The sequence below is a fragment of the Bacillus sp. EKM206B genome (genome assembly GCF_011066015.1).
Classification (GTDB): Bacteria; Bacillota; Bacilli; order Bacillales; family Bacillaceae; genus Bacillus; species Bacillus velezensis.
On the sequence record NZ_JAAMNL010000001.1, the window covers coordinates 477499 to 500834 of the forward strand.

At 44.4% G+C, this 23336-nt stretch carries 25 protein-coding genes; 24 read left to right on the plus strand and 1 reads right to left on the minus strand.

Annotated elements, in window-relative coordinates:
* Positions 1 to 21: 21 nt before the first annotated feature.
* From G9F50_RS02390 to ftsX, 20 genes are all read left to right on the plus strand, one after another.
* Positions 22 to 441, plus strand: a complete 420-nt coding sequence (locus G9F50_RS02390; RefSeq protein WP_025285352.1) for a TIGR03826 family flagellar region protein — start codon at positions 22 to 24, stop codon at positions 439 to 441.
* A gap of 69 nt (positions 442 to 510) precedes the next feature.
* Positions 511 to 777, plus strand: a complete 267-nt coding sequence (flgM, locus tag G9F50_RS02395) for a flagellar biosynthesis anti-sigma factor FlgM (RefSeq protein ID WP_003151393.1) — start codon at positions 511 to 513, stop codon at positions 775 to 777.
* A 14-nt stretch (positions 778 to 791) separates the two neighbouring features.
* Positions 792 to 1274 carry a flagellar protein FlgN gene (locus G9F50_RS02400; protein WP_003151394.1) on the plus strand — a complete coding sequence of 161 codons (483 nt, stop codon included), beginning with the start codon at positions 792 to 794 and terminating at the stop codon, positions 1272 to 1274.
* A 15-nt stretch (positions 1275 to 1289) separates the two neighbouring features.
* Entirely contained in the window at positions 1290 to 2807 is a 1518-nt protein-coding gene (gene flgK / locus G9F50_RS02405; RefSeq protein ID WP_032869556.1) for a flagellar hook-associated protein FlgK, read from the plus strand.
* An 11-nt stretch (positions 2808 to 2818) separates the two neighbouring features.
* Positions 2819 to 3736 (plus strand): flagellar hook-associated protein FlgL, encoded by a 918-nt coding sequence (gene flgL, locus G9F50_RS02410; protein ID WP_007407477.1) that lies wholly within the window; start codon positions 2819 to 2821, stop codon positions 3734 to 3736.
* A 90-nt stretch (positions 3737 to 3826) separates the two neighbouring features.
* Positions 3827 to 4396: a DUF6470 family protein gene (locus G9F50_RS02415; RefSeq protein WP_007407476.1), complete on the plus strand. Its 570-nt coding sequence runs from the start codon at positions 3827 to 3829 to the stop codon at positions 4394 to 4396.
* Positions 4397 to 4425: 29 nt separating this feature from the next.
* Complete coding sequence (fliW, locus tag G9F50_RS02420) at positions 4426 to 4857, plus strand: flagellar assembly protein FliW (RefSeq protein WP_007407475.1); 432 nt, start codon at positions 4426 to 4428, stop codon at positions 4855 to 4857.
* Positions 4851 to 5075: a carbon storage regulator CsrA gene (csrA, locus tag G9F50_RS02425; RefSeq protein ID WP_003151402.1), complete on the plus strand. Its 225-nt coding sequence runs from the start codon at positions 4851 to 4853 to the stop codon at positions 5073 to 5075. The genes fliW and csrA overlap by 7 nt, the downstream gene beginning before the upstream one ends.
* 144 nt (positions 5076 to 5219) lie before the next feature.
* Positions 5220 to 6215: a flagellin N-terminal helical domain-containing protein gene (locus G9F50_RS02430; RefSeq protein WP_022553864.1), complete on the plus strand. Its 996-nt coding sequence runs from the start codon at positions 5220 to 5222 to the stop codon at positions 6213 to 6215.
* A 250-nt stretch (positions 6216 to 6465) separates the two neighbouring features.
* Positions 6466 to 7986, plus strand: coding sequence for a flagellar hook-associated protein 2 (locus G9F50_RS02435; protein ID WP_060562496.1), 1521 nt, complete (start codon positions 6466 to 6468; stop codon positions 7984 to 7986).
* A 19-nt stretch (positions 7987 to 8005) separates the two neighbouring features.
* Positions 8006 to 8407 carry a flagellar export chaperone FliS gene (gene fliS / locus G9F50_RS02440; protein ID WP_003151407.1) on the plus strand — a complete coding sequence of 134 codons (402 nt, stop codon included), beginning with the start codon at positions 8006 to 8008 and terminating at the stop codon, positions 8405 to 8407.
* Positions 8407 to 8751, plus strand: a complete 345-nt coding sequence (fliT, locus tag G9F50_RS02445) for a flagella biosynthesis regulatory protein FliT (RefSeq protein WP_007407472.1) — start codon at positions 8407 to 8409, stop codon at positions 8749 to 8751. The genes fliS and fliT overlap by 1 nt, the downstream gene beginning before the upstream one ends.
* Before the next feature lie 9 nt (positions 8752 to 8760).
* A complete protein-coding gene (locus G9F50_RS02450; RefSeq protein ID WP_003151412.1) occupies positions 8761 to 9138 on the plus strand; it encodes a DUF8042 domain-containing protein in 378 nt (125 codons plus the stop codon).
* A gap of 194 nt (positions 9139 to 9332) precedes the next feature.
* On the plus strand, positions 9333 to 9899 hold the full coding sequence (gene hpf / locus G9F50_RS02455; protein WP_003151413.1) for a ribosome hibernation-promoting factor, HPF/YfiA family: 567 nt from the start codon (positions 9333 to 9335) through the stop codon (positions 9897 to 9899).
* 166 nt (positions 9900 to 10065) lie between these two features.
* Positions 10066 to 12591, plus strand: coding sequence for a preprotein translocase subunit SecA (secA, locus tag G9F50_RS02460; RefSeq protein WP_007407469.1), 2526 nt, complete (start codon positions 10066 to 10068; stop codon positions 12589 to 12591).
* 74 nt (positions 12592 to 12665) lie between these two features.
* Positions 12666 to 13767, plus strand: a protein-coding gene (prfB, locus tag G9F50_RS02465) for a peptide chain release factor 2 (RefSeq protein WP_096034905.1) whose coding sequence is annotated in 2 segments (ribosomal slippage) — positions 12666 to 12737 and positions 12739 to 13767 — 1101 coding nt in all. Because the reading frame shifts where the segments join, the coding sequence is not laid out codon by codon here.
* Positions 13768 to 13937: 170 nt separating this feature from the next.
* Positions 13938 to 14786: a YitT family protein gene (locus G9F50_RS02470; RefSeq protein WP_007614078.1), complete on the plus strand. Its 849-nt coding sequence runs from the start codon at positions 13938 to 13940 to the stop codon at positions 14784 to 14786.
* 35 nt (positions 14787 to 14821) lie between these two features.
* The gene (cccB, locus tag G9F50_RS02475; RefSeq protein ID WP_003151417.1) at positions 14822 to 15163 is read left to right on the plus strand and encodes a cytochrome c551; all 342 of its coding nucleotides are present in this window, start codon (positions 14822 to 14824) and stop codon (positions 15161 to 15163) included.
* 218 nt (positions 15164 to 15381) lie between these two features.
* Positions 15382 to 16068 (plus strand): cell division ATP-binding protein FtsE, encoded by a 687-nt coding sequence (gene ftsE, locus G9F50_RS02480; protein WP_007407465.1) that lies wholly within the window; start codon positions 15382 to 15384, stop codon positions 16066 to 16068.
* Positions 16061 to 16951 carry a permease-like cell division protein FtsX gene (ftsX, locus tag G9F50_RS02485; protein ID WP_007407464.1) on the plus strand — a complete coding sequence of 297 codons (891 nt, stop codon included), beginning with the start codon at positions 16061 to 16063 and terminating at the stop codon, positions 16949 to 16951. The genes ftsE and ftsX overlap by 8 nt, the downstream gene beginning before the upstream one ends.
* A gap of 46 nt (positions 16952 to 16997) precedes the next feature.
* Here ftsX and G9F50_RS02490 read toward each other — a convergent pair whose 3' ends face one another.
* Positions 16998 to 18404 carry a right-handed parallel beta-helix repeat-containing protein gene (locus tag G9F50_RS02490; protein WP_060562497.1) on the minus strand — a complete coding sequence of 469 codons (1407 nt, stop codon included), beginning with the start codon at positions 18402 to 18404 and terminating at the stop codon, positions 16998 to 17000.
* 209 nt (positions 18405 to 18613) lie between these two features.
* Between G9F50_RS02490 and ctpB the strand changes: the two genes are divergently transcribed.
* From ctpB to G9F50_RS02510, 4 genes are all read left to right on the plus strand, one after another.
* Complete coding sequence (ctpB, locus tag G9F50_RS02495; protein WP_373271682.1) at positions 18614 to 19972, plus strand: carboxy-terminal processing protease CtpB; 1359 nt, start codon at positions 18614 to 18616, stop codon at positions 19970 to 19972.
* A 372-nt stretch (positions 19973 to 20344) separates the two neighbouring features.
* Positions 20345 to 20698, plus strand: coding sequence for a swarming motility protein SwrAA (gene swrA, locus G9F50_RS02500; RefSeq protein WP_014305920.1), 354 nt, complete (start codon positions 20345 to 20347; stop codon positions 20696 to 20698).
* 74 nt (positions 20699 to 20772) lie between these two features.
* Entirely contained in the window at positions 20773 to 21963 is a 1191-nt protein-coding gene (minJ, locus tag G9F50_RS02505) for a cell division topological determinant MinJ (protein ID WP_007407459.1), read from the plus strand.
* Positions 21964 to 22241: 278 nt separating this feature from the next.
* Positions 22242 to 23309: a DUF3810 domain-containing protein gene (locus G9F50_RS02510; RefSeq protein WP_060562498.1), complete on the plus strand. Its 1068-nt coding sequence runs from the start codon at positions 22242 to 22244 to the stop codon at positions 23307 to 23309.
* The last annotated feature ends 27 nt before the right edge of the window (positions 23310 to 23336 follow it).

Below are 23336 nucleotides of genomic sequence, written 5' to 3' on the forward strand. Positions count from 1 at the left end.
GAAGGAATAGGAGTTAATACGATGGGTGAATTGGCGAATTGTCCAAAATGCAATGCTTTATTTTTTAAAACGAACCTGCAGACCGTATGCCAGGCATGTATTAAAGAAGAAGAAAAAGCATTTGAAACCGTCTATAAATTTTTGAGAAAGCAGATCAACAGACAGTCGACGATGCAGCAGATCACTGAGGAAACAGGTGTGGATGAAGAGCTGATCCTTAAGTTTATCAAACAAAAAAGGATTCAGATCAGCCAGCTTCCGAATTTGGCATATCCTTGCGAAAGGTGCGGAAATCCAATCAGGACGGGGAAATTTTGCAAGTCCTGTCAGACAGATATTGAGTCGCAATTAGACCATATGAACCAAAAAACAGCCGCTGAATTCGAAGATAAAAACAGTACAAAAGACACATACTATGCCTATAATACCAAAAACACCTGATTCCCTAAACTAACTGATAACGCAGTCGATAAAAGAATTAGACTGCGAACAGAAAGCGAGAGGAATCCTATGAAAATCAATCAGTACGGAACACAATCCGTTAATCCATACCAAAAAAATTACGAAAAGCAAGCCGTACAAAAAGAGGCTGCAAAGCCGAAGGACAAAGTGGAAATTTCTTCTCATGCAAAAGAGCTTCAAAATGCGTCAGATGCGGTCACTAAAACACGTCAGGAAAAAATCGCTCAGCTTAAAGCGGATATAGAGAGCGGAACATATAAAATAGATTCAAACAGCATCGCTGAAAACATAGTAAATTTCTATAAAAAGCAATAAAAAGGAGAAAGCCAATGTCAGCAAAGCCAATTATTGATCAACTGAAGCGACTTTGCGCACTGCATGAACATCTGCTCACGCTGTCTGAGGAGAAAACGGAAGCGCTGAAAGCAGGTAAAACAAAAGAGCTCTCCAACATATTGACCAAAGAGCAAAAGTATATTCAGGCAATCGGGCAGACTGAGGAAGAACGAATCAGGTTAACTTCTCAGTTTCTCAGCCGCGGTGAGGACAATACAATTGCTGCATGCATCTCCAGAACTTCAGGCAGTGAAAAACAGGAGCTTGAAGGGTTATTTCACTCTTTGTCTGCGCTTCTTGACCGTCTGAAAGAAGTGAATGAGATGAACAAACAGCTCACGATTCAGGCTTTACAATTCATCTCCGGGGCATTCGATATGATCATGCCGGGTGAAAAAGAGAATATGAATTATAAAGAGCCGCAAGCGGCGCGCAAGCCTGTCAGCCGTTTGACATTATTCGATTCAAAAGCTTAGAACGGAGGATTTTCAATGCCATCGACTTTTATGGGGCTGGAAACAGCAAGGCGTGCATTGAGTGCGCAGCAGACTGCATTGAGCACAGTTTCAAATAACGTTGCAAATGCAAATACAGAAGGATACACGAGGCAGCGCGTCACATTACAATCGACGAGCCCTTATCCCGCAGTATCAAAAAACAGTGATCTGACGGCCGGCCAAATCGGAACAGGAGTAAAAGCCGGTTCAGTTGAGCGCGTCAGAGACAGTTTTTTAGACTATCAGTACAGAACTGAAAACACAAAATTAGGGTACTATACAGCCCGTTCCAATTCCTTGTCGCAAATGGAAGGCGTCATGAAAGAGCTTGACGATAACGGATTAAACGGATCGCTCAGTTCGTTTTGGAATGCCCTTCAGGATCTGGCGACGAATCCGGAAAATACGGGAGCGCGCTCAGTTTTGCAGGAGCAGGGGAAATCTCTTGCCGAAAGTTTTAACTATATATCTACCTCTTTGACTAACATTCAGGGTGATATTAAAAAGAACCTGGATAACACAGCGGATCAGGTCAATTCCATTCTCAATCAGCTGAATGACCTTAACAATCAAATTGCAGCAGTTGAGCCGAGCGGTATGCTCCCTAATGATTTGTATGACCAAAGAGACAGATTGATTGATCAATTATCTTCTATGGCAAATATAAAAGTTTCATATAATAAGTCGGGCGGACATGCCTTGGCGACTGCTGAGGGCACGGTTAACGTCGAATTGCTGAACGGAAACAACAATTCTCTCGGTACGCTGCTCGACGGTAACACAAAAACAGTTTCAGAAATGAAAATCAACTACGACAAGGACAGCGGCCTCGTGTCGAGTGTGTCAGTCGGCAGCAATACGGTCAATGCGGATGCATTTACCGGAAAAGGCTCACTTTTAGGTCTTATTGAATCATACGGCTATATGTCAAATGGAGAAGAAAAAGGTCTTTATCCTGAAATGCTGACGGCTCTTGACAATATGGCGCTGTCCTTTGCTGACGCGTTTAATGCAGTTCATGAAAAAGGGAAGACCTATACAGGCGAACAGGGTGCAGCATTTTTTGATTTCAGCGGTGGTGAAGCGGTGCCGGCAAAAGGTGCGGCAGCGAAAATAAAAGTCAGTGACAAAATCCTTGCGTCTACTGATAATATCGCAGCGTCGTTAAACGGAGAAAAAAGTGACGGCACCAACGCGACAAATCTTGCAGCCGTACAGAACAGCAAGCTGACTATTAACGGTGAAACCACTACAATTAATGACTTTTATGAATCCCTTATCGGAAAGCTGGGCGTTAATTCACAAAAAGCGGCCAATCTTATGAACAACTCTGAAAGCAACACCCTTTCAGCCGATGAACGGAGACAATCAGTCAGTGCAGTGTCTTTAGATGAAGAAATGACAAATATGATTCAGTTTCAGCACGCTTATAATGCGGCTGCGCGGATTATAACGATGCAAGATGAAATATTCGATAAAATTATTAACGGTATGGGCACCGGAGGAAGATAGGAGATAAGTAAATGAGAGTAACTCAAGGGATGATCGCAAAAAATTCTCTTCGATTTATCGGCTCAAGTTATGACAAGCTCGATCGGCTTCAGCAGCAAGTGTCTACGGGGAAAAAAATCACGAAAGCTTCTGATGATCCGGTCGTTGCAATGAAGGGAATGCAGTACCGTACTCAGCTTGCGCAGGTAAACCAGTATCAGCGGAATGTTTCGCAAGGCTTTACATGGCTGGAAAACTCGGAATCAAGCGTAAACTCGGAAACGGATATTATGGGGAAAATCCGGGACTTGATGGTTCAGGCGAAAAGTGATTCGAACGGTGAAACAGAATTGAAAGCAATCGGTACAGAAATCGGCCAGCTGAAAAAGCAGCTCGTTTCTGTCGCGAATACTCAGGTAAACGGACGTTACCTGTTTAACGGAACAAATTCAGATGTCCCGCCGATCACTGAAAATGCCGACGGCACATATACGTACAACTATGAGAATTATACAGGTGCTTCGGATGTTAACATCAACATCTCGAACGGAGCAGTGTTGAAAGTGAATTCTGATCCGAACTCAGCTTTCGGAGGCGTCGCACAAAATGGAGATAATGTTTTTGAATTTCTTAACTCCTTAGAAGCTTCTTTAAGCAAAGGCACGCTGTCCGAAGCAGATTCAGATCAAATTCTGTCAGATATTGACGGTTTTACTGATAAAATGAATGCTGAAAAATCCAATATCGGCGCACGCACAAACCGGTTGGAACTCATTCAGACAAGATTGGAATCACAAGCGGCAACCGCTGAAAAAGTATTGTCCGATAATGAAGATGTAGAAATGGAAGATGTAATTGTTGATTATTTATCTCAACAGACGGTTCATAGAGCAGCGCTGTCAGTGAATGCGAATATCATTCAGCCATCACTGATTGACTTTCTGAAATAATATAACTGACCGTCTTCAATATATAAAAAAGCGACTCACACCAGGGAGATCGCTTTTTTTACTAAAATACTATAAATAGGAGGGATCTCTGTGCAGATGCCGAGATTGATTATTGACAGTGTGCCTGCTAAAATCGGTATAACCTTTCAAAAGGAAGAAATCGAGATGGAACAGCCGCCCGCTGACCTGGAAATCGAGCAGCCGCCGGCAGAGCTGAACATTGAAAGCACGCCGGCCAAACTGACGATTGACCAGACGAGGGCGTGGGAGAACTTGAATCTCAAATCATTTGAAAAGCTGAACGCTGAAGCCGCTCAAAAAGGTGCGGAAGCCTGCAGCGAGTTTATCGCAAAAACAGTCAGGGAAGGGAAGGAAATGGCGGCTATCGAAAAGAAAACGGGCAATGTGATGGCCCGGCAGGCAGCAGATGTCAGACCGCCCGATCCATTCGGCGAATTCAGCGACTTTCTGCCTGCGCAGTTTCTCGTCGACATTGACTGCATTCCTTCAAAGCTTACGATTGATATTGAAGCCCGCAAACCTTCAATTGAAGCAGCCGTCAATAAACCTGTATGGAATTATACGCCGGGGAAAGTTCAGATTGATATGATGCAAGACCCTAAGGTGACGATTTCGGTTGACGATGGCAACGCAGAATAAAAGATGAAAGTGGTAAAGGATTGTGAAGCATGATAATTAAAACAAAATATCACGGAGAAATCAGAATAGACGAAGGGCAGATTATCTCATTTGAAAACGGCCTGCCGGGATTTAATGACGAGACTCAATTTGTTGTTCTTCCTTTGTCGGAAGATTCACCGTTTTTGGCGCTGCAGTCTGTCAAACAGGAGCACATCGCCTTTATTGTCGCCAGTCCGTTTATTTTCTTTAAAGGGTACGAATTTGACATTGACCATGCGACGCTTGAACTTTTGCATATTGAAGATATAGAGGACGTCGAAGTGATGGCGATTTTAACGCTGGAAGAGCCTTTTGAAAACACGACCGCCAATTTAAAAGCGCCGATTATCGTCAATAAAAAGGAAATGAAGGCGAAACAAATCATTTTACATGATGCTTCCTATGAAACAAAACATCTGATAGGAGGAGGATCATGCTAGTTCTCTCAAGAAAAGTGAATGAGTCCATTCAGATCGGGCCGGATATTGAAATAAAGGTGATCGCCATCGAAGGAGAACAAGTGAAGCTGGGAATTGAAGCGCCTCAGCACGTAGATATTCACAGGAAAGAAATCTACTTGTCGATCCTGGAAGAGAACAACAGAGCTGTATCTTTTAATACTGATTTATTACTTAACCTATCCTCACAAAAAAAGTGAGGATTTTTTTATTTTCAATATAAACAATAGAAGCGGCCATCCGATATATATAGTGTAGCCAATGAGAGGAAAAATTTTCTTCGGAAATGACGCTGCACAAATGCACAAGGACGTGCGAAAAACAATTCAGGGAGGAAATACACAATGAGAATCAACCACAATATCGCGGCTCTTAACACTAGCCGTCAGCTGAATGCAGGTTCAAACTCTGCTGCAAAAAACATGGAAAAGTTATCTTCAGGTCTTCGCATCAACCGCGCTGGTGATGACGCTGCGGGTCTTGCGATCTCTGAAAAAATGCGTTCTCAAATCCGCGGTTTAGACATGGCGTCTAAAAACGCTCAAGACGGAATCTCTCTTATCCAAACATCTGAGGGTGCATTGAACGAAACTCACAGCATTCTTCAGCGTATGAGCGAGCTTGCTACACAAGCGGCGAACGATACAAACACTGATTCTGACCGTTCTGAGCTTCAAAAAGAGATGGACCAATTATCATCTGAAGTAACAAGAATCTCTACTGACACTGAGTTCAACACGAAGAAACTTCTTGATGGAACTGCAAAAGATCTTACGTTCCAAATCGGAGCTAACGAAGGTCAAACCATGACTTTGTCTATCAATAAAATGGACTCTGAAAGCCTGAAAGTTGGTACGACTTATACAGCTCAAGCTGATGGAACACTTAAATCAGGTGATGGAAATAGCACTGCTACTTGGGCAGATGAAGAAGTAACAGACGGTAAAGTTACAAAAGAAGCTGGTTATTATGATGATAAAGGTGCTCTAGTAGGAAGTGAAAAACTAGAAGAAGGCGAAAAGTTATCTAAAGGTATCGACATCTCATCTTCAGCTAAAGCTGCGTCTTCAGCTCTTACAACAATCAAAACAGCTATCGACACAGTATCAAGCGAGCGCGCTAAACTTGGTGCGGTTCAAAACCGTTTAGAGCACACAATCAACAACCTTGGTACTTCTTCTGAGAACCTGACTTCTGCTGAATCACGTATCCGTGACGTAGACATGGCTTCTGAGATGATGGAGTACACGAAAAATAACATCCTTACTCAGGCTTCTCAAGCTATGCTTGCGCAAGCTAACCAACAGCCTCAGCAAGTTCTTCAATTGCTTAAAGGTTAATGACGGAAAGATCCTGGTTCTCCAGGGTCTTTTTTTTATTTCTTCAGCTATCTCCCCCTTCAGCAAGCCAAAGAACCCTATTGACAAAATGAAACATTATATTTTGCAGTTAAATTATTGAAAACCTTTTAATATGACCGATATAAGAATAAGATCATACATTTATGGAGCTGTGATATGATAAACAGTCGGAAACTCACTGTTGTCATAGAGCCGTATACGACTAAACGCCGAAAAGGAGAGGGTACATATGGTCACAAGAATCACAGGCCTTAATTCCGGTCTTGATGTAGATTCTCTGGTGAAAAAAATGATGGATGCCGAAAAGCAGCCGCTTAATAAATTAAACCAGCAAAAGCAGACGCTTGAATGGAAGCGCGATGCTTATCGGGAAGTGAATACCCAGATTGCCGACATGTATTCTACGACATTTAATAATATGCTGATGTCCACAAACTGGAATAAAAAAACAGTAACAAGTTCGGATTCCAGTGTCAGCGCGGTGGCTGTCAGTGCTGAACAGAATATTTCAACGAGCATGTCTGTACAGCAGCTGGCCACACCGACGACTTATAAATCATCAGGGGCCATCAATTTCACTTCGGGTCAGAGCCAAACATTGAAATTCAATGTCACAAATCCGGGTGAAACGAAGCCGACTGAGGTAAACGTCACGATCGCCGCGACCGATACGATTGACGATGTCATTTCCAAACTGAACAGCTCGGGCCTCGGGGTGACGGCTTTAAAAGAGAAAATTTCCAACGGCACGGATTATGTAGATACGATTGCGTTCACTTCCAATAAAACGGGGGAAGGATTTACTCTTTCAGCAGGTGATGACGCAACCAAAAGCTTTCTGAAAGATCAGCTCGGTTTTGCCGTTGATGATGCAACAAATGAACTGACGGCCAATGCCGAAGGGAAAAACGCGAAGTTTACGTTCAACGGGCTTGAAATGACAAAAACGTCCAATAACTTTACGATCAACGGCATCAAATACACGCTGAACAGCGTGACGGACAGCAATAAAACGGTTACGATTAACAGCACGACTGATACGGACGGCATTTTTAACAACATTAAAGATTTCGTTGATAAATACAATACGTTAATTAAAAGTGTAAACGAGAAGGCGTCGGAATCAAAATACCGTGATTATAAGCCGCTAACCGATGAACAAAGAGAAGCGATGACCGATAAGCAGATTGAGCAGTGGGAAGCAAAGGCCAAAAGCGGTTTATTACGGAGCGACAGCACGCTGCAGAACGGTTTGGCGGAGATGCGGCTTGATCTGTACTCAACGGTTACGATTGACGGGAAAAAATATCAGCTTGCCGATTTCGGAATTGAGACGTCTGATAGTTATACGGATCAAGGAAAGCTTGTCATTAAAGACGAAGCGAAACTGAAACAGAAAATTACCGAGAATCCTGCTCTCGTGGCTAAACTGTTTAATGCAGACAGCCCTGATACAGCGAAAACCAAAAACCCGGAGGAACAGGGGATTGCCCGGAGATTAAAAGACACTTTAAACAAAATGCAGACCCAAATTTCAAAACAGGCGGGTACGGAAAGCTCGGTATCAACCAGCTTTGCCATCGGAAAAAGCCTGAATGAAATAGAAACAAATATTTCCAATATGAAAACGAAGCTGGATGACATCGAAACGAGATATTATAAAAAGTTCAGCGCACTGGATACGGCATTGGAGAAATTGAACAGCCAATCTTCATATCTCACGTCAATGTTAGGATCTTCAACATCATAACCTTGGAGGTTTTATAAAAATGGCAATAAATAATCCTTTTGCTGCTTATCAGCAGACATCCGTCTTTACAGCCGCTCCGGAAGAGCTGACTCTTATGCTTTATAACGGCTGCCTGCGATTCATTAAGCTGGCCAGGCAGGCGATGAAGCAAAACAACCTTGAAGCCAAAAATGAAAATATCGTAAAGGCGCAAAACATCATTCAAGAGCTCAGCATCACGTTAAACCGGGAGATTGAGATTTCTGAACAGATGTCATCCATTTATGATTACATCCGCCGCCGGCTGATCGACGCGAACGTGCAGAATAACGGAGAATTTTTAGATGAAGCGGAAAAACTCGTTACTGAATTTCGCGACACGTGGAAGCAGGCCATGCAGAGTGAACGGAAAAACAGCCATGGCGCGGGCGGCCTTGCCTGATGAACAGCAATGTCTTTTCTTTGTATAACGAAACGAAGAACATGTACGCCGCACTGAAGGACGCCCCGGAAAGCGATGGTCTCATCAGCAGCGTTACGGCATTTACGGAGAAAAGGGAGGAGATGCTTGCGGGCATTAAGCCGCCTTTTTCCGAAGAAGAAAAAACGCTGCTTCAGCAGGTGGCCGCGATGGACCGCCTGATTACCGGCGAAGTGAAACGGATTCAGGATGGTATCCGAAATGAAATAAAAACGCTTAAGAAAAAACGAATCTACCATAATACGTATTTCAATCCGTATCATCAAACGACAAGTGACGGCCGTTATTACGACAAACGCAAATAGGTGAGTGTTTTGAGAAGTTTGAACGATTACCATTTGGTGTCAGCCTATTACCAGCTTCTTTTTACGATTGATGAGGGGCTTTGCTACCTGTTGGACACGCAGGATGATTTTTTTAAGACGGAGGGCGAGCGGATTTACAACGATTTGATTCAGGCTTTTTTTCATCTCGATTCCTCTCATGCGCTTCTGCTGTCTATCATTGAGTGCCGATGCGTGGAGACGGCGATCCGCTCATTTGACGAGATCTTTCAGGATTTCAGCATGTTAAATGATTATGATTTCCCGTCCGCCCCTTTTCAGGAGTTTTTAAAAACCATCTTTCTGCCGCATTATAAGCTGTGGATGGAGCAGACGCACGACTGCATCAAACCGTATGTTCTTCACTAGACCTGCTGCAAGCGGCAGGTCTTTTGCCTGCGTCCTCCGCATATACTTATAATCCTGGCGGAAGCTGCCGGATAAAACCGACACCATTCGTCATCGTTCACCGAATTTACACATTATTTTAACGTTTCAGCAGGGATCAGAAGGGGTAAAAGAGAAATAGTTACATATCCTTAGATAAAGGGAGGCGTTCTTTGATGAACTACAATATCAGAGGAGAAAACATTGAGGTTACACCTGCGTTAAAGGATCATGTGGAGAGAAAAATCGGCAAGCTGGAGCGATATTTCGAGCAGAGCGTCAATGCCGATGTGAACGTCAACTTAAAATTCTATAATGATAAGGAATCCAAAGTTGAAGTCACCATTCCGATGACTGATCTGGCGCTTCGTTCTGAAGTGCATAACGAGGATATGTACAATGCAATTGATCTCGCAACAAACAAGCTGGAACGTCAAATCCGAAAGCACAAAACAAAAGTCAACCGAAAATTCCGCGAGCAGGGTCTTCCGAAACATTATTTCGAGAACGGCAGCGCTGCTGATACGGGCGTAGCGGTTCAGGACGAAATTGAAGATGACAGCCCGGAAATTGTCCGTCAAAAGCGTTTTAATTTAAAACCGATGGATAATGAAGAAGCGATTCTCCAAATGAATATGCTCGGACATAATTTCTTCGTATTCACCAACGCGGAGACGAATCTCACAAACGTCGTTTACCGCAGAAATGACGGCAAATACGGATTAATTGAACCGACTGAATAAACCCATCCAGCCTTCCGTGAACGCGCGGAAGGTTTTTCTCTATCTTTATCTGCAAATTCTTTGGAAATGGCAAAAGGTATGTTATGATAATGAGAGGTATACATGGACAGAAAATTATCATTTATTCCATGCAAAATCTGCATGTGAACATAGAGGAGCGTTATAGATGCTTGGGATTTTAAATAAAATGTTTGATCCGACCAAACGTGCGCTGAACAAATACGAAAAAATAGCAAATGACATTGATGCCGTAAGAGGAGATTATGAAAATCTCTCTGACGAGGCGCTTAAACATAAAACGGCAGAATTTAAAGAGCGGCTTGAAAAAGGAGAAACGACGGATGACCTTCTTGTCGAAGCGTTTGCCGTCGTTCGTGAAGCTTCACGCCGCGTAACCGGCATGTTCCCGTTTAAAGTGCAGCTGATGGGGGGCATCGCCCTTCATGAGGGGAACATCTCCGAAATGAAAACAGGGGAAGGGAAAACGCTGACGTCCACGCTTCCCGTGTATTTAAATGCGTTGACGGGAAAAGGCGTTCACGTCGTAACGGTCAACGAATATCTGGCGAGCCGTGATGCCCAGCAAATGGGAGAAATTTTTGCGTTTCTCGGGCTTACAGTCGGCCTGAACCTGAATTCGATGTCAAAAGACGAAAAGCGCGAAGCTTACGCAGCCGATATCACGTATTCAACGAACAATGAACTCGGCTTTGATTATTTGCGTGACAACATGGTGCTCTATAAAGAACAAATGGTGCAACGCCCGCTTCATTTTGCCGTTATTGATGAAGTCGATTCAATTTTAGTCGATGAAGCGAGAACGCCATTGATTATTTCCGGACAAGCTCAGAAGTCCACAAAACTGTACGTGCAGGCAAATGCGTTTGTCCGCACACTCAAGAAAGATCAGGATTATACGTATGACGTCAAAACGAAGGGCGTTCAGCTGACGGAAGAAGGAATGACGAAGGCTGAAAAAACGTTCGGCATCGACAACCTGTTTGATGTCAAAAACGTGGCCTTGAACCACCATATCAACCAGGCTTTAAAAGCCCATGCGGCGATGCAGAAAGACGTGGATTATGTTGTTGAGGACGGCCAGGTCGTCATCGTTGATTCCTTCACCGGCCGTCTGATGAAAGGACGCCGCTACAGCGAAGGTCTTCACCAGGCGATTGAGGCGAAAGAAGGCCTGGAGATTCAAAATGAAAGCATGACATTGGCGACGATTACGTTCCAAAACTATTTCCGTATGTACGAAAAGCTGGCCGGTATGACCGGTACCGCAAAAACGGAAGAGGAAGAATTCCGAAATATTTATAACATGCAGGTTGTATCCATCCCGACCAACCAGCCGGTCATCCGTGACGACCGTCCGGACTTGATCTACCGCTCAATGGAAGGGAAATTCAAGGCGGTGGCGGAGGATGTCGCCCAGCGCTACATGACCGGACAGCCGGTTCTTGTCGGTACGGTTGCCGTTGAAACGTCTGAATTGATTTCTAAACTTCTGAAAAACAAAGGGATTCCGCATCAGGTGCTGAATGCCAAAAACCATGAGCGTGAAGCTCAGATTATTGAAGAAGCGGGACAAAAAGGCGCTGTCACGATTGCGACCAACATGGCGGGACGCGGAACCGACATTAAACTCGGCGAAGGCGTAAAAGAGCTTGGCGGCCTTGCAGTCGTCGGTACGGAACGCCACGAATCCCGCCGGATTGACAATCAGCTCCGCGGACGTTCAGGACGTCAGGGAGACCCGGGCATCACACAATTTTATCTTTCAATGGAAGATGAATTGATGCGCCGTTTCGGAGCTGAACGGACGATGGCGATGCTTGACCGGTTCGGTATGGATGACTCCACGCCGATTCAGAGCAAAATGGTGTCACGCGCCGTGGAATCATCTCAAAAACGTGTCGAAGGAAACAACTTTGATTCACGTAAACAGCTTCTTCAATATGACGACGTGCTCCGTCAGCAGCGCGAAGTCATTTACAAGCAGCGTTTTGAAGTCATTGACTCTGAAAACCTGCGTGACATTGTGGAAGGCATGATCAAGTCTTCTCTGGAGCGTGCGATTGCCGCTTATACGCCGAAAGAGGAGCTTCCGGAAGAATGGAATCTTGACGGCCTCGTGGAGCTGGTGAATTCAACGTATCTTGATGAAGGCGCACTTGAAAAGAGCGATATCTTCGGAAAAGAACCGGATGAAATGCATGAGATGATCATGGACCGCATCATGACGAAATATAATGAAAAAGAAGAGAATTTCGGCACAGAGCAGATGCGTGAATTTGAAAAAGTCATCGTATTGCGTGCCGTTGATTCAAAATGGATGGATCATATTGATGCGATGGATCAGCTGCGTCAAGGGATTCACCTCCGCGCTTATGCGCAGACAAATCCGCTGCGTGAATATCAAATGGAAGGCTTCGCAATGTTTGAGCACATGATTGAGTCTATTGAGGACGAAGTTGCGAAATTCGTCATGAAGGCCGAGATTGAAAGCAATCTGGAACGCGAAGAAGTTGTTCAGGGCCAAACGACGGCTCATCAGCCGCAGGACGGCGATGAGGCCAAACAAGCGAAAAAAGCGCCGGTGCGAAAAGTTGTGGATATCGGACGCAACGCGCCTTGCCATTGCGGCAGCGGAAAAAAATATAAAAATTGCTGCGGCCGGACAGAATAGTCTCGACTGTATGAAGCGAACATGACCGGGTCTGCGTCTTATGGCGCCCCGGATCTTTTAATGAGGTGAATGGAATGGAATTATCAGAAATCAGGGCAGAGCTCGAAAATATGGCTTCTCGTTTAGCGGACTTCAGGGGGTCTCTTTGACCTCGAATCAAAGGAAGCCCGCATTGCAGAATTAGATGAAAAGATGGCGGAACCGGAATTCTGGAATGACCAGCAGAAGGCCCAAACCGTCATCAATGAAGCGAACGGTCTGAAAGAATACGTGAACTCCTATCATCAGCTGAGCGAGTCTCACGAAGAGCTGCAAATGACACATGATCTTTTAAAAGAAGAACCTGACCAGGACCTTCAGCAAGAGCTTGAAAAAGAGCTGAAGTCATTAACGAAGGAATTGAATGAATTTGAGCTTCAGCTGCTGCTCAGTGAACCATATGACAAAAATAACGCGATTTTAGAACTTCATCCGGGGGCCGGCGGTACGGAATCCCAGGACTGGGGTTCCATGCTGCTCAGAATGTATACCCGCTGGGCGGAAAGACGCGGTTTCAAAGTTGAAACGCTTGATTATCTCCCGGGAGATGAAGCAGGAATTAAGTCAGTCACACTGCTTATTAAAGGCCACAATGCATACGGCTATTTAAAAGCGGAAAAAGGCGTACACCGTCTCGTGCGGATTTCTCCATTTGATTCATCAGGCCGCCGTCACACGTCATTCGTGTCATGTGAAGTCATGCCTGAATTCAATGAAGAAATCGACATTGATATTCGTACCGAAGATATTAAAGTTGATACGTACCGGGCGAGCGGTGCCGGCGGACAGCACGTCAATACGACTGATTCAGCCGTTCGGATCACCCACCTGCCGACAAATGTAGTCGTCACGTGCCAGACGGAACGTTCACAAATCAAAAACCGCGACCGGGCGATGAAAATGCTCAAAGCGAAGCTGTATCAGCGCAGAATTGAAGAACAGCAGGCGGAGCTTGACGAAATCCGCGGCGAACAGAAAGAAATCGGCTGGGGCAGCCAAATCCGCTCGTACGTCTTCCATCCGTACTCCATGGTGAAAGATCACCGCACCAATACCGAAATGGGGAACGTGCAGGCGGTTATGGACGGAGATATCGATATCTTCATTGACGCCTATTTACGTTCTAAACTGTCGTAATCCGGGAACACACCTGCCTTTGGCAAGGTGTGTTTTTTTTATCCGTTCTCTTTTTCCATTTTTCACAACAGCGCTTTAGCAAATTAATACGGTATTTGGCTGTTATTTACTTCTAAGCCGGGAAGACTTAAAATGCTATCGAGAGAAAATCGGAGAACGGAGGATTTTGCATGGATGTGAATCACAATAAGCCGCTCCGTCTGATCAAAGATTATATATACATCATGATCGGCGCGGCGATTACGGGGGTCGTGTTTAACGTATTTTTGCTGCCGAACCGTATAGCAGCGGGGGGAGTAAGCGGGATCAGCACCATTTTAGAAACGTTTGGTTTTGAACCGGCTTACGTGCAGTGGATTATTAACATCCCTTTGTTTATCGCCGGAGTGATCATTCTTGGCGGGAAGTTCGGAATGAAGACACTGGTCGGTTCCATCGTTCTGCCGCTCGCCGTCTATTTAACAAGAGATCTGCCTGCCGCGACGACCCATGAACTGCTGGCGGCGATTTTCGGAGGCGTCGGGATCGGAACGGGAATCGGCATCGTGTATCTCGGCAAAGGCTCCACGGGGGGAACGGCTCTGGCGGGGCAGATCATTCACAAATACACGGGGCTTTCGCTGGGAACGTGCCTTGCCATCATGGACGGATTAATTGTGCTGAGCGCGATGCTCGTTTTCGGAGTGGAGCAGGGACTGTATGCGATGCTCGGGGTATTTATTTCAAGCAAAACGATTGATGTCGTGCAGGTCGGGTTCAACCGCTCCAAAATGGCTTTAATCATTACGCAGCATGAAGAAGCCGTCAGATCGGCTGTGTTTAAAGAAATCGACAGGGGCGTGACGAAGATTTCCGCAGTCGGCGGGTATACGGAACATGACCGGCCGATCTTAATGTGTGTCGTCGGCCAGACCGAATTCACAAAACTGAAACAAATCGTCAAACAAATTGATGAGTCAGCCTTTGTCATTGTCGCAGACGCAAGCGAGGTGCTCGGCGAGGGTTTCAAACGCGCGTAAACGGGGTTATAATAGCGAAGGGGTGCATCTTACATATGAAATCAAAATGGGCGCTGCTGGCGCTGGTTCTGACCATGTCCGTCCTGCTGGCGGCATGCGGCGGATCCAATGAATCGAAAAAAGAAAGCTCTGACAGCTCAGGCGGATCAAAAGCATCTGCGTCAGCAGGAGAAGAGCTTTATCAGCAAAGCTGTATCGGCTGTCACGGAAAAGACTTAGAAGGCGGCGGAGGCCCGAATTTACAGGAAGTCGGCGGGAAGTATGATGAAGCTAAAATTGAAAGCATCATTAAAAACGGACGCGGCAATATGCCGAGCCATCTTGTAAATGATGAGGAAGCCGCGAAGATCGCAAAATGGCTGTCACAGAAAAAATAACAGAAAAACCTTGCCTGTTATAGGGGCAAGGTTTTTTCACGGTCTGGGAATGAAAAGAAACTGTAATAGTAATATGTCTAAATTTGACGTATAATGAAGTGTACTGAGGAAAAGGAACTTTCAGATTTTTCATCTGTTTCCTGGTAAATCGGCCATAAACCGCAGTATTTTTACGAACTCTATGGCTGCAAGACATAATTAAAAGATTAGGTGATTTCATGATAGAGATGAAAGAAGTATATAAATCCTATCCGAACGGTGTAAAAGCGATTAACGGGCTGTCAGTCATGATTCATCCCGGAGAATTTGTATATGTCGTGGGACCGAGCGGAGCCGGTAAATCTACTTTTATTAAAATGATTTACAGAGAAGAAAAACCGACAAAAGGACAAATATTGATTAATCATAAAGATCTCGCGTCTGTAAAAGAAAAAGAGATTCCTTTCGTACGGCGTAAAATAGGTGTTGTTTTCCAAGATTTCAAACTTCTTCCGAAACTGACGGTATTTGAAAACGTCGCGTTCGCGCTTGAGGTTATCGGAGAGCAGCAGTCAGTCATTAAAAAACGCGTGCTCGAAGTGCTCGATCTTGTGCAGCTGAAGCATAAAGCGCGGCAGTTTCCCGACCAGCTTTCCGGAGGAGAACAGCAGCGTGTTTCCATCGCAAGATCTATCGTCAACAATCCTGACGTCGTGATAGCTGACGAACCGACGGGCAACCTTGATCCGGTAACATCATGGGAAGTCATGAAGACGCTGGAAGAGATTAATAACCGCGGAACGACCGTCGTGATGGCGACACACAATAAAGAAATAGTAAACACCATGAAGAAACGGGTCATCGCGATCGAAGACGGAATTATTGTGCGTGATGAGTCAAGAGGGGAGTATGGTTCTTATGATTAAAATTCTCGGGCGCCATTTGCGTGAGAGTTTTAAATCTCTCGGAAGAAACACATGGATGACATTTGCATCCATCAGCGCCGTTACCGTTACATTGATTTTGGTCGGCGTGTTTTTAGTCATTATGCTGAATTTAAACAACATGGCTAAAAATGCTGAAAAAGAAGTGGAAATTAAAGTATTAATCGATCTGACGTCCAATAAGAAAACGCAGGATACGCTGCAGAATGAGATTAAAGACATCTCGGGAATCCAAAGCGTAGAGTTTTCATCTAAAGATAAAGAGCTTGATCAATTGGTCAAAAGCTTCGGCGACAGCGGAAAGGCCATGAAAATGCAAGATCAGGAAAACCCGCTGAACAACGCGTTTATCGTCAAAACGACAGATCCGCATGATACGCCGAAAGTCGCGAAAAAAATTGAGAAGCTGGATCATGTGTATAAAGTGACATACGGGAAAGAAGAAGTCAGCCGTCTGTTTAAGATCGTCGGGGTGTCACGCAACATCGGGATTGCGTTAATCATCGGCCTTCTGTTCACGGCGATGTTCTTAATTTCAAATACGATTAAAATCACGATTTTCGCCAGAAGAAAAGAGATTGAAATCATGAAGCTTGTCGGCGCGACAAACTGGTTTATCCGCTGGCCGTTCTTCCTGGAAGGGCTGCTGCTGGGGGTATTCGGTTCTATCATACCGATCGCTCTCGTGCTGAGTACGTACCAGTCGATGGTCGCTTGGGTGGCCCCGAAAGTTCAGGGCTCATTTGTTTCACTTCTGCCGTACAGCCCGTTTGTGTTCCAAGTATCACTTGTGCTCATTCTGATCGGCGCGGTTATCGGAGTATGGGGAAGTCTGACTTCCATCCGGAAATTCCTTCGTGTATAAATACAAAAGCCAGTCTGATATAGACTGGCTTTTTTTAATGGTTTCGTTACTGAATGACGGGCAGGGCCGGTGATCCGGGCTTTAATGTAAAGTCATAAGACGATTCGTCACGGTACATCGGGTTCGCATAAATGGAATCCGAATCGTTTGCCGTTCCTTTTCGGTAAGCAGAGAATGAGTCGTATTCTCTGTTCTTCCAATTCCAAATGCCGTCTTTTCCGGCTTCTTTGTGATAGACGTTATGATTAACAGTATTGCCTTCGTTTTTCGTATAATCATTTGCGATAAAAATCCGTGAACCGCTTGCCGCCATGATGTTTTTTTCGATCGTGTTCCCTTTTGTGCCGTACTGCAGCAGCAGCTGGCCGCCGTCAAGGTCCTTCGTGTCATTTCGATACATAATGTTATGAGCGATCACCGAATTGATGGTGCCGCCGCGTTTCGTGTCATAGCCTCCGATTGAAATACCGGTGTAAGCATTGCCGTACACCTTGTTATCCGTAATCCGGATATCTCGTGCGTATTTCCCTCTATGTTCGGAAGTGGCTTCAATGCCGAGGTCATTGTTGTAAACGGTGTTCTTCTTAATGTCCACATGTTCTGCGCCGTCAACGTAAATACCGCCCGCTGAATATTCATCTCCGTAAGCGGGATTTCCGTAAGAAGAGTTATGGCTCACCGTATTGTTTTCAATGACGCCGTTTCGCGCATAGTCGTTTTGCTTGGACGTTCCTTCGTATCCGATCACGTCAATCCCGATATTGTTATTGTCCCGAATGGTATTGCCGGCAATCTTAAATCCGTCAACATCCCCGTTCAGCACGACCGCTTCGCTTGCGCCGAGCGTCAGTTTTTCAACCGTATTATTTGTGATGCTGACATCCTTCATGGCGCCTGTGCCGTAAAACGCGATGCCGTGTGCATTTCCCTCATCAGCCGTAGTTTTAATGTTTCGGATATGGTTGCCGTCAATGTTGATATGACTGCTTGATCCGGTGACGCAGATCCCCATGGCAGTCGCATCTTCTGATGATACGGAGAGGTTCTCAAGCGTAACGCCGTGAATGGTAATGTACTGTTTATTGCGGATTTGAATTAACGGAGTTTCAGAATCGCTTTTTGGCGCAGATTTGCCGCTGATTGAGACATGCTCATTCTGATAGTTCCGAAATGTAATCGGCTTTTCGGCCGTGCCGCTGTGCTTTACTTCAAACGTTTCATCGTACGTCCCTTCCCGAATCAATACGGTTGTCCCGGCCTCTGCCTTTTCAGCCGCATGTTTTAATGTGCGGAACGGCTTTTCTTTCGTTCCTTCATTTTGGTCACTGCCTGCGGGAGAAACATACAAGGCGTCCGTCTGCGTTTTTTCATTGGCCTCTGTTTTTGGCCAGACAAAGGCGGTAATGCCTGCGGCCAGAACCGCCGCGGATAAAATCGATAATTTTATTTTCATATCGCATTCTCCTGTATATTTAATGAATTGCATACAAAATATTATACGTTACCCATATATATGTAACAATCTCGCGTTTTCATTTTTTTGTTGCCGTTACATGAATTCTTTGCAATTTACACATACTATCTCCAGGTTTTCGTAAAAGGACTAAGAGGAGGTAAACGATGAAGCAGAAAATGATCGCAGTGATAGCGGCCGTCAGCATCATGTGCGGCGGAGCTCATATTGCCGGGGCGGCACAGCCGAATTCAACAGACGCAGAAAGAAGCCGGGCAATGGAAAAAATCGAAAAAGCATATGAGCTGATCTCGAACGAATATGTGGAAAATGTAGATAAAGAAAAGCTTCTTGAAGGAGCGATTCAGGGGATGCTGTCTACATTAAACGACCCTTATTCCGTTTATATGGACAAGCAGACCGCTAAGCAGTTTTCCGATTCTCTTGATTCTTCTTTCGAAGGGATCGGCGCTGAAGTCGGTATGGAGGACAATAAAATCATTATCGTATCACCGTTTAAGCAATCTCCGGCGGAAAAAGCGGGACTCAAGCCGAATGATGAAATCATCAGCATAAACGGTGAGTCAATGAACGGGAAAGGTTTAAACGAAGCCGTGCTGAAAATCAGAGGAAAAAAAGGATCGAAGGTTTCTATTAAAATACAGCGTCCGGGTACTGATAAACAGCTGTCATTCCGGATTAAAAGAGCGGAAATCCCGCTTGAAACCGTATTTGCTTCCCGCAAAGAATCAGGCGGTCATCATGTCGGCTACATCGGAATATCGACATTTTCCGAGCATACCGCCCAGGACTTCGCCGCGGCGCTGAAAAAGCTTGAAAAACAAGGGATTGACGGTCTCGTCCTTGATGTAAGAGGGAATCCCGGCGGCTACCTTCAAAGCGTCGAACAAATTTTAAAGCATTTCATCACAAAAGACATGCCGTATATCCAAATTGCGGAGCGTAACGGCGATAAAAAACAATATTTCTCAACCTTAAAACATAAGAAGCCGTATCCCGTCAATGTCATCACGGATAAAGGAAGCGCCTCCGCTTCAGAAATTCTTGCGGGTGCGTTAAAAGAAGCGGGACATTATGACGTTGTCGGTGACACTTCTTTCGGTAAAGGAACGGTTCAGCAGGCCGTGCCTATGGGAGACGGGAGCAACATTAAATTGACGCTTTACAAATGGCTGACACCGAAAGGCAATTGGATCCACAAAAAAGGCATTGCTCCGACAATTGCTGTGAGCCAGCCGGATTATTTTGCGGCGGGACCGCTTCAGCTGAAACAGCCGCTTCAGCCTGATATGAACAGCGCGGATGTCAAACACGCCCAAATCCTGCTGAAAGGCCTAGGCTTCGACCCGGGCAGAGCAGACGGCTATTTCAGCAAAACAATGAAAAAAGCCGTTCTGGCGTTTCAAGACCGGTACAAGCTTGATAAAACAGCGGTCATTGATAAAAAGACAGCGGAAAAAATGAATCAGCTGATGAATGAAAAGAAATCTGACGAAAAAAATGATTTACAGCTGCAAATGGCGTTAAAATCATTATTTGTAAAATAAATGAAAAGGAGGCGTTTTTTTCGTCTCCTGTTTCTTTTGTCATGCCCTAAAAATGAACTAAAAGACATATAATTATGTCGGTTTTGACAAGATATTAAAAAAATTTTCACATTTAAACATTTATAAAGGACAAACATTACCCGATATTTATAGAGAAGAGAGACTTTATGCCGAGTTAATATGTATTCAAAATGAAACTTTTGAAAGTTGCCTCAGTCAGTTTTAGTTCTTACAATAAAAGAAGGTTCTAATAGAGAACAGTTTTAGTTTGGCAGCTGCATTTCAGTATCGAAAGCAGAAGTGTTTGCGGCGCTTCAGCACGGCAGCTGTAATCACCCGTGCTTATCTGGATAAAAAAATGGGGGTTCACAATTGAAGAGGGCAAGTATTGTGCGTGAAAAAAAATATTATGAATTAGTGGAACAACTAAAAGACAGAACAAAAGACGTCACATTTTCATCAACAAAAGCACTAAGTCTTCTTATGCTGTTCAGCAGATACCTGGTCAATTACACAAATGTTGAATGCGTTCACGAAATCAATGAAGAGTGTGCGAAGCATTATTTCACTTACTTAATGAAAAACCATAAACGTTTAGGAATCAATCTGACGGATATTAAGCGGTCCATGCTTCTGATCAGCGGCGTGATCGAGGTGGAGGTTGACCACTATCTGAAAGATTTCTCTCTCTCAAATGTAACGCTGTGGATGACGGAAGAGAGATAGACGTTTGAGATATTCAAGCCAATGATTATTTGGTAGAATAGAATTAAAATGTTTGGCTTGAGGCGGTGAAAGCAGTGTCTGTTCAATGGGGAATTGAACTTCTGAAAAGTATCGGTCTGTTTTTTTTGCACCCGATGTTCTGGTTTTTTATCATCATAAGTCTCGCATGCGGATATTTGCGGATCAAACGTGAACGCCATACGTTTCATACAAAAATCGCGGATATGTATGACGAGCTTATCTTTACATACATAAAAGGACTTATACCGGGTATTCTTCTCTCCATATTATTTTTTGGACTGGGAATTTCGATTCCATTCGGTCTTCTCGGCATAATCGCGGCCGTGACGGCTTTGGCTTCGCTGACGTTCCGTATGAATTGGCTGTCATCAGCTTATATTGTCAGCGCCGGCATGTTCATTGCGTTTCTCCTTCAGTATACCCACACAGTGCCGTTTGCGGATCGGTTTCCGCAGGCATTCGGCGTGAATTGGGCATCGGCGGCCGTGTTTATGGGCCTTTTGATTATCACGGAGGGAGCGGCTGCCTGCCGTTCAGCGCATCTGAAAACATCTCCGGCGCTTGTCGTCAGCAGCAGAGGACTGCCCATCGGCCGACAATTGGCGAATCGCGCATGGCTGCTTCCGCTTTTCTTATTGGTGCCGGGCAGCGGGCTTGAGTCACACCTTTCTTGGTGGCCTGTCTTTACCGTGCCGGGCGGCTCTTTCCATTTGATCTGGATTCCTTATATCGCCGGCTTCGGACAGCGTGTGCAGGGGTCACTTCCGGAAGTCAGCATAAGGATAACGGCGAAACGTGTCATGATTCTCGGGGTTATCGTGACCGCATTCGGGGCAGCGGCCCTTTGGTGGACTCCGCTTGCCGGAGCTGCCGCTTGTATTGCGGTGCTCGGACGCCTGTTTTTATCATTAAGACAGCGGCTGAACGATAACGCGGCTCCGTTTTATTTCTCTAAGCGGGATCAGGGCTTAATGGTGCTCGGCATCATTCCGAATACACCTGCGGACGATCTTGAGCTGAAGATCGGTGAGATTATTACGAAAGTAAACGGCATCCCCGTGAAGCATGTGTCGGATTTTTATGAAGCACTTCAAAAAAACCGCGCATTTGTAAAAATGGAGATCATCGGCCTGAACGGTGAGATCCGGTTTGATCAGCGCGCGTCCTATGAAGGCGAACACCATGAATTAGGTATTTTATTCGTGCAGGATGAACACGAGCACGAAGAAATGACAGCATTATAATGTGATTTTTCATAATTATTCGGAATAGTTTCAAGAACTCCTAAACTAGATTTCAAAATAAAACAGCTAAGAAAATTATATTTTCTTAGCTGTTTTATTTTGAAATAATAAAAAAATAAATGAAGGAGAGGTATGGCTTATTGGAAAGGTTATTGCTAACTCCAAAACCTTTAGAAGATGAATCTTTAGCAGGATATATATTAAGAATAACTGATTATAATGGTTATGTTGGATAGGGGGAGTACATTATAAAAAAGTTTTTACTTAAGAGATTACCGTTGATTTCACTTGGAGTTATAGCTTACATACTGACAAAATACGCGCAGAACCATCAGGATTGGGCGGAGAAATACAGTAGGTCTGTATATCCGTTATTGTCAAAAACAGTAGGACTTGTACCTTCTTGGGTCACGTTTTCTGTTAGTGAATGGCTCGTCGTGTTGGTTGTGTTACTTTTTCTATTTTATATCGTTTATTATGTGCGCAAGGTTATCATGAGTAAAGGTGCACGTAGGATGGTAGTTTATCGTGGTGCTCTAGGAATCGTTACGATCTGTAGCGTGATATATTTTTGTTATACTATTTTGGGTGGAATAAACTATTACAGATATTCTTTTTTGTCTTATACCGAATATAAAGAAGAGAACTACAGCAAGGAGGAACTGGTCAAATTGAGTAAGTCGCTTGCCGTTGAAATGGAATTGGCAAGGGAAAAGTTAGCGGACACTGATCTTTTGGCTCAAGTACCAGAGGTTTTTGATTATTATGCACAACACGCAGTGTTCTCGATGCAAATGTTATCAAAGAAATATCCTGTTTTGGAGCATTCGTATTCAACACCAAAACCAGTGGTGATGTCAAAACTAATGTCGCATGCAGGGATACATGGTATTTTTGTCCCTTTTACTTATGAATCCAATATCAATGTTAATGTGCCCGTTTTCTTGGTGCCTGCTACTATGGCACATGAATTGGCACATCAGAGTGGTTTCATGCATGAGGATGAGGCAAATTTTATAGCATATCTGGCATGTAAGCAGCAGGATGATCCAATGATACTTTACAGTGGTTTTTTTCTAGCATTTGATTATTCTATATCTGAGCTAAAGAAAGTGGATCCAGATCAGGCGTCTGATATAATGTCCAGTCTGTCCAAGGCGGTGCAGCATGATATAGAACAAAATGAGCAGTACCGGGATAAGTATGAGGGTGTTATTTCAAGTATTTCAAGAAATGTAAATGATGTATATCTGAAGGCAAATAATCAGACAGACGGTTTGAATAGCTATAGTGATATGGTGAATTTGTTGCTGGCAGAGCAGCGAGAGATAGAGAAGTACAATTAAATGTATTTTGAATACTTATAGGTTTAT

Bases quoted from the DNA above. Each gene is read 5' to 3' on its own strand.
- G9F50_RS02390 (WP_025285352.1), top strand. From the start codon at position 22: ATGGGTGAATTGGCGAATTGTCCAAAATGCAATGCTTTATTTTTTAAA.
- flgM (WP_003151393.1), top strand. From the start codon at position 511: ATGAAAATCAATCAGTACGGAACACAATCCGTTAATCCATACCAAAAA.
- G9F50_RS02400 (WP_003151394.1), top strand. From the start codon at position 792: ATGTCAGCAAAGCCAATTATTGATCAACTGAAGCGACTTTGCGCACTG.
- flgK (WP_032869556.1), top strand. From the start codon at position 1,290: ATGCCATCGACTTTTATGGGGCTGGAAACAGCAAGGCGTGCATTGAGT.
- flgL (WP_007407477.1), top strand. From the start codon at position 2,819: ATGAGAGTAACTCAAGGGATGATCGCAAAAAATTCTCTTCGATTTATC.
- fliW (WP_007407475.1), top strand. From the start codon at position 4,426: ATGATAATTAAAACAAAATATCACGGAGAAATCAGAATAGACGAAGGG.
- csrA (WP_003151402.1), top strand. From the start codon at position 4,851: ATGCTAGTTCTCTCAAGAAAAGTGAATGAGTCCATTCAGATCGGGCCG.
- G9F50_RS02430 (WP_022553864.1), top strand. From the start codon at position 5,220: ATGAGAATCAACCACAATATCGCGGCTCTTAACACTAGCCGTCAGCTG.
- G9F50_RS02435 (WP_060562496.1), top strand. From the start codon at position 6,466: ATGGTCACAAGAATCACAGGCCTTAATTCCGGTCTTGATGTAGATTCT.
- fliS (WP_003151407.1), top strand. From the start codon at position 8,006: ATGGCAATAAATAATCCTTTTGCTGCTTATCAGCAGACATCCGTCTTT.
- fliT (WP_007407472.1), top strand. From the start codon at position 8,407: ATGAACAGCAATGTCTTTTCTTTGTATAACGAAACGAAGAACATGTAC.
- hpf (WP_003151413.1), top strand. From the start codon at position 9,333: ATGAACTACAATATCAGAGGAGAAAACATTGAGGTTACACCTGCGTTA.
- secA (WP_007407469.1), top strand. From the start codon at position 10,066: ATGCTTGGGATTTTAAATAAAATGTTTGATCCGACCAAACGTGCGCTG.
- G9F50_RS02470 (WP_007614078.1), top strand. From the start codon at position 13,938: ATGGATGTGAATCACAATAAGCCGCTCCGTCTGATCAAAGATTATATA.
- cccB (WP_003151417.1), top strand. From the start codon at position 14,822: ATGAAATCAAAATGGGCGCTGCTGGCGCTGGTTCTGACCATGTCCGTC.
- ftsE (WP_007407465.1), top strand. From the start codon at position 15,382: ATGATAGAGATGAAAGAAGTATATAAATCCTATCCGAACGGTGTAAAA.
- ftsX (WP_007407464.1), top strand. From the start codon at position 16,061: ATGATTAAAATTCTCGGGCGCCATTTGCGTGAGAGTTTTAAATCTCTC.
- G9F50_RS02490 (WP_060562497.1), bottom strand. From the start codon at position 18,404: ATGAAAATAAAATTATCGATTTTATCCGCGGCGGTTCTGGCCGCAGGC.
- ctpB (WP_373271682.1), top strand. From the start codon at position 18,614: ATGTGCGGCGGAGCTCATATTGCCGGGGCGGCACAGCCGAATTCAACA.